12 protein-coding genes and 1 pseudogene are annotated in these 13723 nt (G+C 58.5%); 5 read left to right on the top strand and 8 right to left on the bottom strand.

Going from position 1 to position 13723, the window contains the following annotated elements; translation table 11 throughout:
• The first annotated feature begins 101 nt into the window (after positions 1–101).
• Complete coding sequence (locus HA399_RS07700) at positions 102–1091, top strand: GlxA family transcriptional regulator (protein ID WP_404326709.1); 990 nt, start codon at positions 102–104, stop codon at positions 1089–1091.
• A 128-nt stretch (positions 1092–1219) separates the two neighbouring features.
• The gene (locus tag HA399_RS07695) at positions 1220–2446 is read left to right on the top strand and encodes a TauD/TfdA family dioxygenase (RefSeq protein WP_404326708.1); all 1227 of its coding nucleotides are present in this window, start codon (positions 1220–1222) and stop codon (positions 2444–2446) included.
• Positions 2447–2533: 87 nt separating this feature from the next.
• On the opposite strand, the gene HA399_RS07690 is transcribed toward HA399_RS07695, so the two are convergent.
• Positions 2534–3262: a hypothetical protein gene (locus HA399_RS07690; RefSeq protein ID WP_404326706.1), complete on the bottom strand. Its 729-nt coding sequence runs from the start codon at positions 3260–3262 to the stop codon at positions 2534–2536.
• A 261-nt stretch (positions 3263–3523) separates the two neighbouring features.
• Here HA399_RS07690 and HA399_RS07685 point away from each other — a divergent pair, with 261 nt between their 5' ends.
• Entirely contained in the window at positions 3524–4330 is an 807-nt protein-coding gene (locus tag HA399_RS07685) for a sulfite exporter TauE/SafE family protein (protein ID WP_404326705.1), read from the top strand.
• 458 nt (positions 4331–4788) lie between these two features.
• A pseudogene (locus HA399_RS07680) lies at positions 4789–4872 on the top strand (H-NS histone); the annotation flags it as partial.
• 311 nt (positions 4873–5183) lie between these two features.
• Here HA399_RS07680 and HA399_RS07675 read toward each other — a convergent pair.
• The 3 genes from HA399_RS07675 to HA399_RS07665 form a co-directional block, all read right to left on the bottom strand.
• Positions 5184–6218: a serine/threonine-protein kinase gene (locus tag HA399_RS07675; RefSeq protein WP_404326704.1), complete on the bottom strand. Its 1035-nt coding sequence runs from the start codon at positions 6216–6218 to the stop codon at positions 5184–5186.
• Entirely contained in the window at positions 6218–6682 is a 465-nt protein-coding gene (locus tag HA399_RS07670) for a hypothetical protein (RefSeq protein ID WP_404326702.1), read from the bottom strand. The genes HA399_RS07675 and HA399_RS07670 overlap by 1 nt, the downstream gene beginning before the upstream one ends.
• A 354-nt stretch (positions 6683–7036) precedes the next feature.
• Positions 7037–8503 (bottom strand): aldehyde dehydrogenase family protein, encoded by a 1467-nt coding sequence (locus HA399_RS07665; RefSeq protein ID WP_404326701.1) that lies wholly within the window; start codon positions 8501–8503, stop codon positions 7037–7039.
• A 135-nt stretch (positions 8504–8638) separates the two neighbouring features.
• Here HA399_RS07665 and HA399_RS07660 point away from each other — a divergent pair, with 135 nt between their 5' ends.
• On the top strand, positions 8639–8851 hold the full coding sequence (locus HA399_RS07660; protein ID WP_052384432.1) for a DUF3820 family protein: 213 nt from the start codon (positions 8639–8641) through the stop codon (positions 8849–8851).
• A 78-nt stretch (positions 8852–8929) separates the two neighbouring features.
• On the opposite strand, the gene HA399_RS07655 is transcribed toward HA399_RS07660, so the two are convergent.
• From HA399_RS07655 to HA399_RS07640, 4 genes are all read right to left on the bottom strand, one after another.
• The gene (locus HA399_RS07655; RefSeq protein WP_404326700.1) at positions 8930–9904 is read right to left on the bottom strand and encodes an NAD-dependent epimerase/dehydratase family protein; all 975 of its coding nucleotides are present in this window, start codon (positions 9902–9904) and stop codon (positions 8930–8932) included.
• Between the two features lie 61 nt (positions 9905–9965).
• Positions 9966–10349: a hypothetical protein gene (locus tag HA399_RS07650; RefSeq protein WP_404326698.1), complete on the bottom strand. Its 384-nt coding sequence runs from the start codon at positions 10347–10349 to the stop codon at positions 9966–9968.
• A gap of 83 nt (positions 10350–10432) precedes the next feature.
• Positions 10433–12064: a BCCT family transporter gene (locus HA399_RS07645; protein WP_107334902.1), complete on the bottom strand. Its 1632-nt coding sequence runs from the start codon at positions 12062–12064 to the stop codon at positions 10433–10435.
• Positions 12065–12343: 279 nt separating this feature from the next.
• Positions 12344–13600 (bottom strand): Xaa-Pro peptidase family protein, encoded by a 1257-nt coding sequence (locus tag HA399_RS07640; RefSeq protein ID WP_043332761.1) that lies wholly within the window; start codon positions 13598–13600, stop codon positions 12344–12346.
• Positions 13601–13723: the final 123 nt, after the last annotated feature.

The raw sequence follows: 13723 nt of genomic DNA, 5'->3' as shown, positions 1-13723 counted from the left end.
TGCCTTCACACGATTCCAGCGCTACGCCGCCCGTTGCGTCCTATGCCTTCGGCCTTCCGGAAGACGGCGTATTGTCTGACCAGCCCACCAGCATTGCGCCCTTGACCGCCACCCTTGCCTCGCCTGCCCCCGCTGACCGTCACCAACTCGGCATCTTCCTACTGCCCGGCTTCGCGATGGTCGCGCTGTTCTCGATGATCGAGCCGCTGCGCATCGCCAATCGACTGCGCGGAACACGCCTGTATCAGTGGACACTCGCAAGCCAGGATGGCGCGTCGGTCAAGGCCTCCAACGGCATGGTGCTGCCGGTGGATACCGCACGTGATGACCTCGCCGCAGTGGACACGCTGGTGGTGTGCACCAGCTTTGCCCCGGAAGCCTATCTGGAAGACCGCACCTTGCACTGGCTGCAGGAGCGCTCCCATAGCGGCTGCCAGCTCGGGGGTGTGGACACCGGCTGCTTCGTGCTGGCGCGTGCCGGCCTGCTCACCGGCAAGACGGTCACGCTGCACTGGGAGAGCCTGCCGGAATTCAGCCAGCGCTTCGATGAGGTGGACGCCGTGGAGTCACTGTATGAAATCAGTGACGATGGCTTCTTCTGCGCCGGCGGCAGCGCCCCGCTGGACATGAGCCTGGAGCTGATTCGGCGCCAGCATGGCCAGACACTCTATCAGGCGGTACGCGAACAGCTGATTCTCGATCAGGGCCGCCTGCCGGCCAGCCGCCAGCGCGGCATCAGTCAGCAGACGGCCGATCTGGCCGACCCGCTGCTCAGGCGTGCGATCACGCGCATGGAGAACACCCTGGAGGCCCCGCTCAGCATCGAGGCACTCGCCGAGGAGCTCGGCCTCTCATGGCGCCAGCTGGAGCGCCGCTTTCAGCAAGGGCTCGGCTGCACGCCTCGCGCCTATCATGGGGAGCGTCGCCTGCTGCACGCACGCAGCCTGCTTCACGATACCCGCCATGGCGTCACCGATATCGCCCTGGCCTGCGGTTTCACCTCGCATTCGAGTTTCACTCGCGCCTTTCGTCGTCGCTTCGGCATCACCCCGACCCAGGCGCGCCGCCAGCCACCACGCCCTCTGATGTGATCCATGCCCGATACCCGCATCGCGATGTCGAATTGGGCACAGTCGGTGTCGAATTGGGCACAGTAGCGAGCGCCGTGGGCTGCCATTCTGTCGGGGAATCGCTCACCTGACAGAAGGAAGGACTCTCCATGGCGCTCCCGATCACACCCGATTACGACAGCTGGCCAATTGACGAGACTCTCGTGAAGGTCGTTCACGAAGCACGCTATCTGAGCGTGACCTGGAGCGATGGCCGCGTCAGCCGTTTTCATAGTGTCTGGTTGCGCGAGAACGCCGCGGACGATACCACCGTCAATCCGGCGACGCGCGAACGCATTCTGGACCTCTCCCAGATTCCCGCCTGGCCGGAAATCGCCGAGGCCAGCATCGATGAGGACGGCGCACTCAGCGTGCTGTTCACGCCCGAAGACCGCCGCCTGCGCTTCCACCCGGGCTTCCTGCGTGCCAATGACTATGACAACCAGGACGCGCTGCCGCCGGAACTGCCGCCGCTGACACTCTGGCACGGTGAGCAGTTGGATCAGCCGCCGACCATCGATGGCGCCCGCCTGGCCGAGGCCGACCATGGCAGCGCGCAGGAGGCGGAGATTCTGTATCCGACCCTGCACGAACTGCTCGGCAAGGGACTGGTGCGCCTGCGCAACCTGCCGACGGAAGAAGGCGCCATCGAAAAGGTCGCCGAACGCATCGGCTCGATCCGCACCACCAACTTCGGCCACCTCTTCAATGTCCGCGCGATCCAGAACCCGGATTCCAACGCCTATACCTCCATCGCCTTGCCGCCGCATGTGGACCTGCCGACCCGGGAATATCAGCCGGGCCTGCAGTGCCTCTACTGTCTCGAGAACACCGTGGAAGGCGGCATGGCGGTGATGATGGACGGCTTCGCCATCGCGGCGGCGCTGAAGGAAGAACACCCCGAGGCCTACGCGACACTCACCACGGTGCACTGGCGCTACGCCAATACCTCGCGCAATACCGATCATGTCTGGTACTCGCCGATGATCGTGCTGGGTCAGGCAGGAGAACTGCTGGAGGTGCGAATCGCCGACTTCCTGCGCGGGCCGATGATGGCACCGTTCGAGCAGACCGAGACCGCCTATGAAGCACTGATGACGCTGCAGCGCATGTTGCGTGAGCCGCGCTTCGCCATGCGCTTCACCTACGCCCCCGGCGACATGGTCATCTTCGACAATCGCCGCCTGCTGCACGCCCGCGATGCCTTCGAGGGCGACAGCGGCAGCCGCTGGTTGCAAGGCTGCTACCTGGAACGTGACGAGGTGCGCTCGCGCTATCGCATGCTCAAGCGTGCCGAACGCGCCGAGCGGGTCGAGGAAGCCACCCAGACGGTGTGATTCGGCACGGCATGCCTCTGCTCGCGAATTGGCTCACACATCAGCTCACGCCGATGGCCGGCATGAGAATGAGAACGTGCGGGGAAGTCAGGGCGTGCGTGGCGTAATGACGAGCGCAAAGCCGGGGTCCTGCGGAATCAGGGGCGGCAGACAACGCACCTCATGACCGGGCAACTGGCGGGCAAGACATCGGGTCAGCGTCGCAGGTTCAAAGGCGCTGACCCATGCCGGCAAATCAGGCTTCTCGCCCCGCCAGTGGACGGCATGCATGCCCCATTCCGGCTCCAGCATGTGACGTGACAGGGTCTGCCAGGCCAGTTGATGACGACCGCTGCCCGACACGATGCGGGTGGACAACGGCAGACGCTCGACATCAAAGGCATCGATCACGATTCGCAGGCGTGGATGACGAAGAATCGCCTCGACGAGTCTCGCGAGTTGCTCGCCCTGCTGCCAGTTGGCACTGATACGACAGCTGATCGCCACGCAGGATGCCGGCGTCTCTGCCAGCACATCGAGAATGTCGCCGTGCACCACCTCGTCAAGCTGAGGCCAGTGCCGCCGCGCTTCCTCCACCATGTACTGCGAGTACTCCACGAACCGCACGTCATGTTGGCGTGACAGAATCGCGGCGACCTCGGCAAAGCCTGCCATCAGCGCTGGCTGCCCCTGCTCATCGGGCAACAGGCGCGCCAGGCGCCGGGCAATGCGCTCTAGTGGATAGCCCTCACGATAGATGGCATTCCAGTCGACGCTGCCTGAATAGAGATCCTCATCGCGTGAGACTGCCAAGGTGTCACCTGCAAGCGTGGCCATGAAAGGGTCGTCATCGTAACAGAGGCCGGCTCTGGCATTGCAGACACCCGACTTGCCAGGATTCGCCCCCAGCCTTCTCCTATATCTTCAGATTGCCATCCCTTTTCAGCCCCCTGAACTCATTCCGCTCTGGGCACATACCTCTCTGGATAGAACCTCTCTATCACGGTAGCCTTGCACGCCTGTCAGGCAGGTCATGCGTCATGTCGGCTGCCTGAGCCCCTATCCATCTTTATTGGCTACCTGCACAGGATGCCCGCAATGCCCGCCAGTCCCGCCGATATTCCCTACCTCGCAAGCCTGCTTGAGGGCCTCGCGCAGTATTTCCCGCTCTCGCTGCCTATCGTCTGCGCGTTGTTGCTGCTTGCCCTGCTGACGTCAGCCATGTCCGCTGCCGTCGGGGTCGGCGGTGGCACCCTGCTGATCATGTTCATGGCGCAGTTGATGCCTGCCGCTGCCTTGATTCCGGTGCATGGCATGGTGCAGCTGGGCTCCAACGGCGGGCGCATGGCGATGACGTGGCGCCATATCGACATGCGCCGTCTATTGGCCTTTCTGCCCGGCGTGGCGCTGGGTGCGCTGGTCGCGGCCTGGGTATTGATCCGCTTGCCTGAAGGGGTGCTGGAGCTTTCCATCGCGCTGTTCGTGCTGTTCACCTGCTGGGGGCCGGCACTACCCAAGCGAGCTTTGAGCCGCACGGGCACCTTGATCGCCGGTGCCATCACCACCTTTCTTTCAAGTCTGATCGGTGCCAGCGGCCCACTGGTGGCGAGCTTCATCAAGCAAGGCGGCGGCGAGCGTCATACCAAGGTGGCGACCTTCGCGGCCTGCATGGTCGCGCAACACCTGACCAAGGCGTTCATCTTCGGCATGGCAGGGTTTCTCTTCCAGGAGTGGTTGCCCCTGATCGTGCTGATGATCGGCGCGGGCCTGATCGGCACCCGCCTCGGACTGCGCTTTCTGGATCGCGTCTCCAACCGGCACTTCGATGGCCTGTCCAAATGGGCGCTGTCATTGCTGGCGCTAAGGCTTGCCTGGCTGGGTAGCGCTTCTCTGATCAGTCATTGATCCGTCGTCAGACAGGATCTGGGGGCGCGACATTATTGCGGGGGACACGTCAGTGCTGGCTGAGGTAACGTGCCCCTTATGCAAGTGCATGCCGATGGTCAGAGAGAGTGAGTGTGAATGCGCATGGCCAGCGCACCCACCCACTTCAGCCCTCGATCCTCATATCTCTATGGGCAGAGCCTCTCTGTCACGGTCGCCTTGCGTGCCTGCCAGGCGGCACATGCGTCATGTCGGCTGACTGAGCCCCATTCCCACCATTGGCAATCTGCACAGGATGCTCTTGATGCCCGTCAGACCCGACGAGATGTCTCTCCTCGCCGGCCTGCTCGATGACCCGCCCAGTATTTCCCGCCCTCGCTGCCGCTAAGACTGTTGGTGCGACAAACGCCAGCCACGCCAAGCGAAAGTTGAAAATTTACAAAGACCCAAATACCGGAGAGGTCATTTAGACACGCGATGGCAACCAAAAGACTCTGAAAGCGTGGAAAGAAGAGTATGAGCCCGAGACTATGGAAGGTTGGCTTATGAATACCGAGGACTGAATCATTCTACTGCTGATTGCAGGAGGGAGGGATGGTAGATAGGGCCGCTTGCGGCCAAAAGCAGACTTACACCTAAGATGAATATGTATTAAGCCGCCGGCCTCCTTTGTCGAGGAGTCGGCGGCTTAATTAATTTACTAGAGCTTCAGTAATTAGAAAAGTCGATGAACTGACGTGCTTTTGGCCTAAAGCTTTTAAGCTCGTCAAACATTTCCTTTTCCAAAGCCGGAAGTCTATCTCGAACAGAAGGCGAACGACGGCGGTTAACAAGCTCTGCTCTCGTTAACATGCTACTATTCTCTTTGCGCCGTTCACTTTTCATTACTTAGAAACTCTATAATTTCATCGTCTGTAATATTGGGCTTGCAAAAAGCTGTAATTTTTCTTGGAACTGAACCAACCTTTTGGCTATAGGCTTTTGAAGCCCCCATGCTATCTACATAGATGGATTTTGTCAATCCGTCAAGCTCTTTCTCCCACTTTTTCTCTTGAGCGGTAGGAATATACTGCCAATGTAGAATTGAACCATCAATATCTGACATAGCATTAACTATCTCAACAGCTGCTCCATACCTATCTCCCGGATTCGGCTTTAAGCATTTATTAATTACGCGCTGGAGCTTTTTAGGGATATGTAGCGGGTATGCTTTCCTGTCGGGAAATTTCCCTGTAATTACGTCTCGAGCGAATATATCTCCAGTTTCATAAACAGAAAACTGTTCGTCAAAACTTTTATCCCCGACACACATCCGATACATCGTAAGGCCAATTTGGTATATATCAAATCTGTTATCGAACTCCTTATCCTTGTTGCCAAAAACTTCTGGAGGCATTTGCTTTACGTATAACTTAGTTTGTTTTGCTACTCCTTCTGTATTCATAATTTGCGTCAGTCCAAAATCGGCTAACAATGCTTCATCTCGATCTGAAATGAGAATATTATCAGGCTTAATATCAAAATGGATTAGTCCTTTCGAGTGGACATTATGCAAACCATTCAATGCATGCGTCGAGTAACGTATTATTTCTTTTACTGTTAAAAACCCCTTTTCCATCACTCTCTTGAGAGATCCTTTTTGGTAAAATGGTGACGCTACATAGACTTTTTCATCATCTTCACATGCATAGCTCACCTGAACCACATTGGGATGAGAGCTCAAGTATAAGGTGCGTGCTTCTGAGAAGTATTCATTGGCATTGAAGCCATTTTTCTTCTCCACCTCTTTGATCACTAATTCCGTATCCAGATACTCGTCATGGACCCGATAAACCTTTGAATTTTGCCCTTCAAACCCAATCTCTTCGATTTTTCTGAATGAGACCTGTGCTTTTTGATATGGAAGCATTACGCGACCGCTCCCATTGCTACTAATGCGGCTTCTCTTGAGCTCTTTTTCGAAAGGACTTCCCAGTTAATTATACTTTCAAACTCACACTCACCTTTAATTATTGCTTCAATCTCTTTAGGCTTTATCTTTAACCTTGCAGCTATTGATATCTTTCGCCCAATAAAATAGTTGTTGACACTACTGCTCGAAAACGCTTCTTGAATTACACCTTCAATGTGCAGCCTAGTCATATCAAGGTTCTGGGAGTTTGCCTCTGCAACTCGAATGCCTGCACTTGAGACCGAATACTCTCTTAAAATATCAAGCACGCAGTTTCTAATATACTTTAGTTTTTCTGGGAAATCTAACGCAGCTGGCACCTTAATAACCTCACTATTTACAATCTTAAAGCCACCCCCATCCAGGTGGACAACAACAAAGCTAGTCTGCTTCGGCTCGACTCTAATTCCCAACACATTCATATGAAAACAGCTCCCTTTACTTTACAACCACCGTCGTTATCATATTACAATATTATCAGCAACGCACTACAATTAAAAAAACTCACTCTTGATTTAATTTAAATCAATCAAATGTAGCACTAATAAACCCCGACAGTACTTCGGCATGGCTACTTCTGGTCGTCAGCTGCCGAAACTTCTCCATCAACATAATCTAAAATTCGACATCCGGCTATCAGTGGGCGCTCAGCTGGCCTTGTTGCCTGCTCCGTCCATCATGACGGCGTCAGCATTACCTATCATCAAAAGCGCCCCGCTCAGGCATCAGGCTGAGCGGGGCGCTGCTTGTCATGCGTCAACTACAGGTCAGAGACATCAGAACGGATATTGGCGGGGCTCGACCTGCAGGCTGACCCACTGGTCGGTGGTGAATTCCTCAAGCACCCAGTCGCCATTGAAGCGCCCAAGGCCGGAGTTCTTCTCGCCACCGAAGGGTGCGCGCGGGTCATCGTTCACCGGCATGTCATTGACGTGCACCATGCCAGCCTCGACCTGGCGCGCGAAGCGCTCGCCGCGTGCAATATCCGCGGTGAAGACGGATGCCGAAAGGCCATATTCGGTGCCGTTGGCAAGTTCCAGCGCATGCGCTTCGTCACGGGCTTTCTGGATGCCGACCATCGGCCCGAAGATCTCGTTGCGCGCCAGGCTCATGTCATTGGTGACCTCGGTGAACACATGCGGCGGCACCAGCTGACCCTGCGTCTCGCCCTCAAGCATCACCCTGGCGCCCTCGCCCTTGGCCGTCTCGATCATCTCGAGCAGACCATCACGCTGCTTGGCATTGATGATCGGCCCGATGACGGTATCGTCCTGTGCGGGGTCGCCGACCTTGAGTGAGCGGGCACGCGCCACGAAGCGATCGACGAAGGCATCATGGACCGACTCATCGACGATGATGCGGTTGATGGCCATGCAGATCTGCCCCTGATGGAGGAACTTGCCGACCAGAGCGGCGTCCACCGCCTGCTCGATATCCGCATCATCAAGCACCACGAAGGGACTGTTACCCCCCAGTTCCAGGGCAACGTGCTTGAGGTGATCACCACCGACGGCGCGCTTGCCGATGCCCTTGCCTACCTGGGTGGAACCGGTGAAGGAGATCAGCCTCGGCACTTCGTGATCCACGAAGGCATCACCGATCTCGCTGCCGGAACCGACCACCACGCTCAAGACGCCGGCAGGCAGGCCCGCCTCCTCGAACAATCGGGCCAGCAGCAGGCCACCCGTCAGCGGCGTGTCACTCGCCGGCTTGATGACGACGCTATTGCCGAGTGCCAATGCCGGTGCCAGGGAACGCTGGGTCAGATGCAGCGGGAAATTCCATGGGCTGATGATGCCGATGACACCCAGCGGCTTGCGGAAGACACGGCTCTCCTTGCCCGGCACCTGAGCCTCCATCGCCATCCCGGCCACGCGGTTGGCCATCGCGGCAGATTCCAGCGTGATCGCGCGGGCCGCGGCCAGCTCCGCCTGAGCCTTGATGCGGGTACTGCCGGACTCACGGTTCAACCAGCCGAGCAGCTCCTCGCGTCGCTCGTCCATCAGCTCCACCACCTTGTGCATCACACCCGCGCGCTCGCTTGCCGGCGTCTGGGCCCAGTCAGGCTGGGCATCGCGCGCCTTGTGGTAGCTGGCATCGAGATCCTCGGCGTTGGCCATGGAAATCGAGAGCAGCGAGCTCTGATCGAAGGGGTCCACCACCTCGAGCGTCTTGCCGGCTCGTCCGGCACGCCATTCACCGGCGAGAGGGAGCTGATCCAGGTTCTGGTAATCGCGAGGCATGAGTCTCTCCGTGCTATGGGGTTACAGGAGACATGGCGATAGTGTGGCAAAACCCAACCACCGCAACTCAGCTATGCCAGAATGGCACCGCCAACTGAGAGCATCCCCCTACCGAAACCGAATGAGAGTCAAAGGATGAGCCCTGAAGACCTGCAGAAACTGACGACCCGCCAGATGCCCTATGGCAAGTATGCCGGACGCCTGATTGCCGACCTGCCCGGGGATTATCTGGGCTGGTTTGCGCGCAAGGGGTTTCCGCAGGGTGAGATCGGTCGCCTGCTCGCGCTGATGCACGAAATTGATCACAACGGGTTGAATGCGCTGCTGGAGCCGCTGCGGCGGCGCTGAGGGACTGAGACGCTGAGGGAGTGAAATACATAAGAGCTACGCAAGCCGCAGCGTCGCGGACAAGTCAGCGAGTGGGAATCACGACAGGCGGCCGCTGGCCTCCAGTTGATCGAACATGTCGTGCAGCGTCGCCTCGAGGGGCCGGTAGATCAGGCCCAGCTGCTCGCGACTGCGGGTATTGTCGAAGACGAAGGGGTGGCCCACGTTGCGCGCGACAACCTTGCGGGTCACGGCCTTGTTGACCAGCGGCCCCGCCAGCCACACCAGCCATTTGGGCAGCTGGCGAGTGGGAATCGCGTACTGCGGGCCGGCGTGACGGCGCAAGGCCCGCCCCAGTTCAATGAAGCTTGAGGAATGCCCGGCGACCAGATGACGCCCATTGGCCGTGGGCAGAAATCCCGCCGCCAGATGCGCCTCGGCCACATCCCGCACATCCACCACGCCCATGCCGTAATCCGGCGCGCCTATCCTGAGCGTGCCATCGCATAGCTGGGTCATCAGGCTGAAGGATTCGCCGCGCGTGTCATCGCTGATCGCGGGGCCGAGCACCAACGAGGGGTTGATCACCACCAGCCGCCAGCGCGACTGCCGCTCGGCAATCTGCCAGGCGGCCTGTTCCGCCAGCGTCTTGGAATGGGAATAGGCCTGATGCTCAAGCGACGCCGTGGTGTTCCAGACACTCTCGTCGAAACAGCCGCGCGGGGTGTCTTGCGCATCGGCATTGTCGCTGTAGATGGCGGCACAGCTGCTGGTCAGCACCACACGTTCGACACTGGCCTGACGATTGGCCTCTTCCAGCACGTTGCGCGTGCCCTCCACTGCCGGACGCACCAAGTCGCGCTCAGGGTCCAGGACACTGACCACGAAGGGTGACGCGGTATGAAAGACCACCCCACAGCCTGCCATCGCCTGAGCGTAGGAACCCGGTTTGAGCAGATCGCTGGCAAAGACACGTAGCTCCCCCGCCACATAGCCGGTCGCGCCGGTCACCAGTACCGGGCGCGATCGCTCCAGCCCTGCCAACAAGGCTTGCGTAGACGCATTGAGCGGCATGGACAGACTCCCGGAATGCAGTAATTGGCGATCTGACGGCACAGTGTGCGCGGCAATGGCGTCAGGCAGACAGCTTGACGAACCAGGTCCACAGGCCGCCCAGAATCAGCGACTCGGCGGCGAAGCGGAACAGATGGCGTATCTCGATGCCATCCAGCATCAGCCCCATCAGACGGGCCGTCATGATACCGGCGATACCTGCCACCGCCAGCGTCACCAGCACCGGCAACACACCCAGGCCGATCGGCGGATACATCAGCAGATACCCCACCGCGATGACCCAGCCCCAACGAATGCGCCGCGAGATCGCCGCGCCGGTCTCCTTCGGTACGGTCTGCGGGGTGTCGTTCGGGCCCTTGAAGCGGTTGACCAGCTCCGGCACTGCCGCCAGCAGTACCCCTGCTGTCAGCACGAAGCCGCCCAGAATCTGCAATACCATCATCATCGTGCCATCTTCCCTTGTCCGGTAATCAGTGGCGCACATGCTACCAATACTGCCGGGCAAATGCCTGACTTAAGCCGCCGGCATCAGGTTGGCTCAGCCTCGTTCACGGCTGGCAGGTCGCTGGGCTCACGCCACAACGACATGAATGTAGCAATGCACATCAGAATCATCAGCAGCGAAAACGGCAGAGAAGCGATGAGCATTGCCTTCTGAATCGCCGCCAAGCCACCCGCCAGAAGCAATGAGCCCACCACCAGTGTAAGCAACACACCCCAGATGATGCGGTGACGGCGCTCGTTGGTTTCCTCTCCCCCGGCCATGATGGCGTTGAGCACCAGCACGCCCGAGTCCGCACTGGTCACCAGATACGTGATGATCAGGATCAAGGTGCCGCCGACAATGACATGGATCAAGGCGCCGGTATCCAGGTAATCCAGCGTCACGAACAACACGGTGGCGATATGATCGCGCACGGTTGCCAGAATCGTGCCTTGCGCCAATCCGCTGGTTTCCATGTGCAGACTGCTGCCACCCATGTAGCAGATCCATACGAAGCACATGAGACTGGGAGCCACGACCGCCCCCAACACGAATTCACGAATCGTGCGACCACGTGAAATACGCGCAAGGAAGAGCCCGACGAATGGCGCAAAGGCAATGAACCAGGCACGCTGCAGAATGGTCCAGTCGACCTGCCACTGGCCTAACGCACTCGTCACCGGCCAGGTTTGGAAGCTGCGTTCCGGCAGGGTTCTCAAATAATCCCAGGTCGCGGAAACCAGCAGTTCACTGGCAAACAGACGACTGCCGAACCAGATAAAGACGGCCAGCAGGGCAAAGGACAGCAGCATGTTGAACTGGCTGAGCCAGTTGACGCCGCGCTTCACTCCGGTCACGGCGGACAGTGTCGATAGCCCCATTATCACGACGAGTGTCAGGATCAACGGCCAGGGGCGTGGAATACCGGCGGAGTCCAGCAATTCAGTGCCCGGCATCACGAAATCCAGCCCTGCCACCAGCTGACTGACACCGGCGCCCATGGTGGTGGCCACGCCCAAAGTGGTTGCGACCACGGCAATAATATCCACGGCGTGACCCAGGGGGCCATCCAGCAACCGCTTGCCGAAGATGGGCATCAAGGTACTGCGAATGGTCAACGGCAAGCCACGACGGTAGGCGAAATATCCCAGCGCCAGCGCCACAGAGGCATAGATTGCCCAGGCATGCAGCCCCCAGTGCAGGAAGGTATAGCTGACGGCACTTTCAATGGCCTGCTCGGACCCCGCCTGCACCTTGCCTGCCGCGATATCCGGATTGAAATTGAAGTGCGAGACAGGTTCCCCGATGGAGTAGAACAGCAGCCCGATGCCCATCCCGGCGCCGAACATCATCGAAAACCAGGCAAAACGCGAAAATTCAGGCACTTCATCATCACGTCCCAGTCGCTTGCGCCCCAACGGCGACACACACAGCACCGTGCAGAACACCAGATAGAAGGCGACGGCATATACGTAATAGAGATTGAAGTGCTCAAGCATGGTCTGATTGATCGTGGTCAACAGCGCTACGGCCCGATCAGGGAGGGCCACGGCAAATACCACGAGAAGAGTGATGATCAGTTTGCTGATCAGTGTCACCGGAATGTTGAGTCCTCGGTACAACCCCGTTTTCTGGCAAGTGATAGTGATACTGCTGTCATTCACATCGGACGACATGTCTTTACCTCACGTCAGTAGGCGCGCAGCCAGCCGTCCCTCACGCGCCATAGGCACTGGTACATGAAGGAAGCAGACAATGGCGGCACGATCATTTATTGGAATTATGGTGATCTGTGTCTCTATATCTGTATCACTACGAAACGCGTCAGGAGATTGCGATCAGGCAGCTGCCCGACCGAACACCCCGGAGTATGAAAACAACGTCATTGCGGACGGCAGACTGCAGGCCAAGGAGTGTCATGGCGCTGCTTGATCAGCAGCGCCATCCTGAAATCATCAGTTCAACAAGGCTTCCTCGAACGGGAACTTGCTCAGGATCTCGAGGCCGTCTTCGCGCATCACGCACTGCTCCTCGAGCTTGACGCCTTCCCCGGCTTCGGGGTCGCCGATATAGCTCTCGACGCAGAGCACCATGCCCGGCTCGATCACGCCGTCATAGCCTGAGACGGCAAAGTCGGCATGGTGATACAGGTAGGGATATTCGCCAGTCATGCCACAGCCATGGGCAGAGAGGTAATAGCGATTGGCATGGAAACGCTCGGGGATGTTCCAGGCCTTCTCGGAATATTCACGGAAGCTCATGCCGGGACGCAGGATGTCGAGATTGTGCTGTACCTGCTCATGGGCGGTGCGATACAGGAGCTTCTGGGTCTCGGTCGGCTTGTCAGGGCCGACGTGGAAGGTGCGCGAGAAGTCGGAGTAATAGCCGTGGCAGCCGACGACGTCCGTATCCAGTGCCACCAGCTCGTTGGCGGCCAGTCGCTTGGTCGCGGTTTCCTGGAACCAGGGATAGGTGCGCGGGCCTGAGTTGAGCAGGCGAGTCTCACAGTAGTCGCCATTGTCAGCGATGATGGACTGATGTAGCACCGACCACAGCTCGTTCTCGGTGATGCCGGGGCGAATCGCTTCACGCAGACGTCCTACGCCGCGCTCGGTAGCACGCAGCGAGGCTACGACACACTTGAGCTCTTCGTCAGACTTGATGGCACGTGCACGTTCAAGCGGTGCCTGGGCATCGACGACGCGCGCGCCCAGACGATCAAAGGCGATGGCGGTCCCGGCATTCATGCGCTCCATGCCGATCACCGCTTTCAGACCGCACAGCTCGGTAATGGTCGCCAGCATCTCGCGCGCCCATTGCTGTTCACGCTCAGCGATATCGTGACCTGCCGCAACGAAACTGGCAGTCATGGCCGGGCGCACTTCGTCGATGGTTTCCAGGCCATCGGCGAGATGCTCACAGCCCGTGAATTCGAACAGCACACTGCGATGCTGGGTCAGCAGCAGGTAACGCGCCGGAGTATTGCGAGCGCTGAAGACCTGCATGTTGCGTGCGCCGCTGGCGTAGCGGATGTTGACCGGGTCCGAAATGATCAAGGCATCAACGCCCTGGGTGCTCATCTCTTCGCGCAGGCGATTCTGTCGATAACGACGCACGGCCACCAGGTCGATGCCTTCACTTTCAGGGGCATTGTCCTGAAGCTCCAGCGGGTGAAGGTCACTACGGTCGGCATGCCAATCAAGTTCATTCATGTTTGCTACCCAGTCAGGTCACGGAGTGTCATGCTGATAGCCCGTGGTCATCTACGGAATACCCTATGCATCACGATGACATCAGTGTGAACCTGATGATTCTAGCTGTGTATAGCCTCAATC

The organism is Cobetia sp. UIB-001, assembly GCF_044789135.1.
GTDB classification, from domain to species: Bacteria; Pseudomonadota; Gammaproteobacteria; order Pseudomonadales; family Halomonadaceae; genus Cobetia; species Cobetia amphilecti.
Note: the sequence above shows the minus strand (reverse complement) of the source record. Positions and strands in the feature narration are given on the sequence as shown.

Excerpts from the sequence above, each read along its gene's own strand:
- HA399_RS07690 (WP_404326706.1), bottom strand. The coding sequence starts at position 3,262 with ATGGCCACGCTTGCAGGTGACACCTTGGCAGTCTCACGCGATGAGGAT.
- HA399_RS07665 (WP_404326701.1), bottom strand. The coding sequence starts at position 8,503 with ATGCCTCGCGATTACCAGAACCTGGATCAGCTCCCTCTCGCCGGTGAA.
- HA399_RS07640 (WP_043332761.1), bottom strand. The coding sequence starts at position 13,600 with ATGAATGAACTTGATTGGCATGCCGACCGTAGTGACCTTCACCCGCTG.
- HA399_RS07675 (WP_404326704.1), bottom strand. The coding sequence starts at position 6,218 with ATGCTTCCATATCAAAAAGCACAGGTCTCATTCAGAAAAATCGAAGAG.
- HA399_RS07645 (WP_107334902.1), bottom strand. The coding sequence starts at position 12,064 with ATGTCGTCCGATGTGAATGACAGCAGTATCACTATCACTTGCCAGAAA.
- HA399_RS07655 (WP_404326700.1), bottom strand. The coding sequence starts at position 9,904 with ATGCCGCTCAATGCGTCTACGCAAGCCTTGTTGGCAGGGCTGGAGCGA.
- HA399_RS07670 (WP_404326702.1), bottom strand. The coding sequence starts at position 6,682 with ATGAATGTGTTGGGAATTAGAGTCGAGCCGAAGCAGACTAGCTTTGTT.
- HA399_RS07695 (WP_404326708.1), top strand. The coding sequence starts at position 1,220 with ATGGCGCTCCCGATCACACCCGATTACGACAGCTGGCCAATTGACGAG.
- HA399_RS07650 (WP_404326698.1), bottom strand. The coding sequence starts at position 10,349 with ATGATGATGGTATTGCAGATTCTGGGCGGCTTCGTGCTGACAGCAGGG.
- HA399_RS07660 (WP_052384432.1), top strand. The coding sequence starts at position 8,639 with ATGAGCCCTGAAGACCTGCAGAAACTGACGACCCGCCAGATGCCCTAT.
- HA399_RS07685 (WP_404326705.1), top strand. The coding sequence starts at position 3,524 with ATGCCCGCCAGTCCCGCCGATATTCCCTACCTCGCAAGCCTGCTTGAG.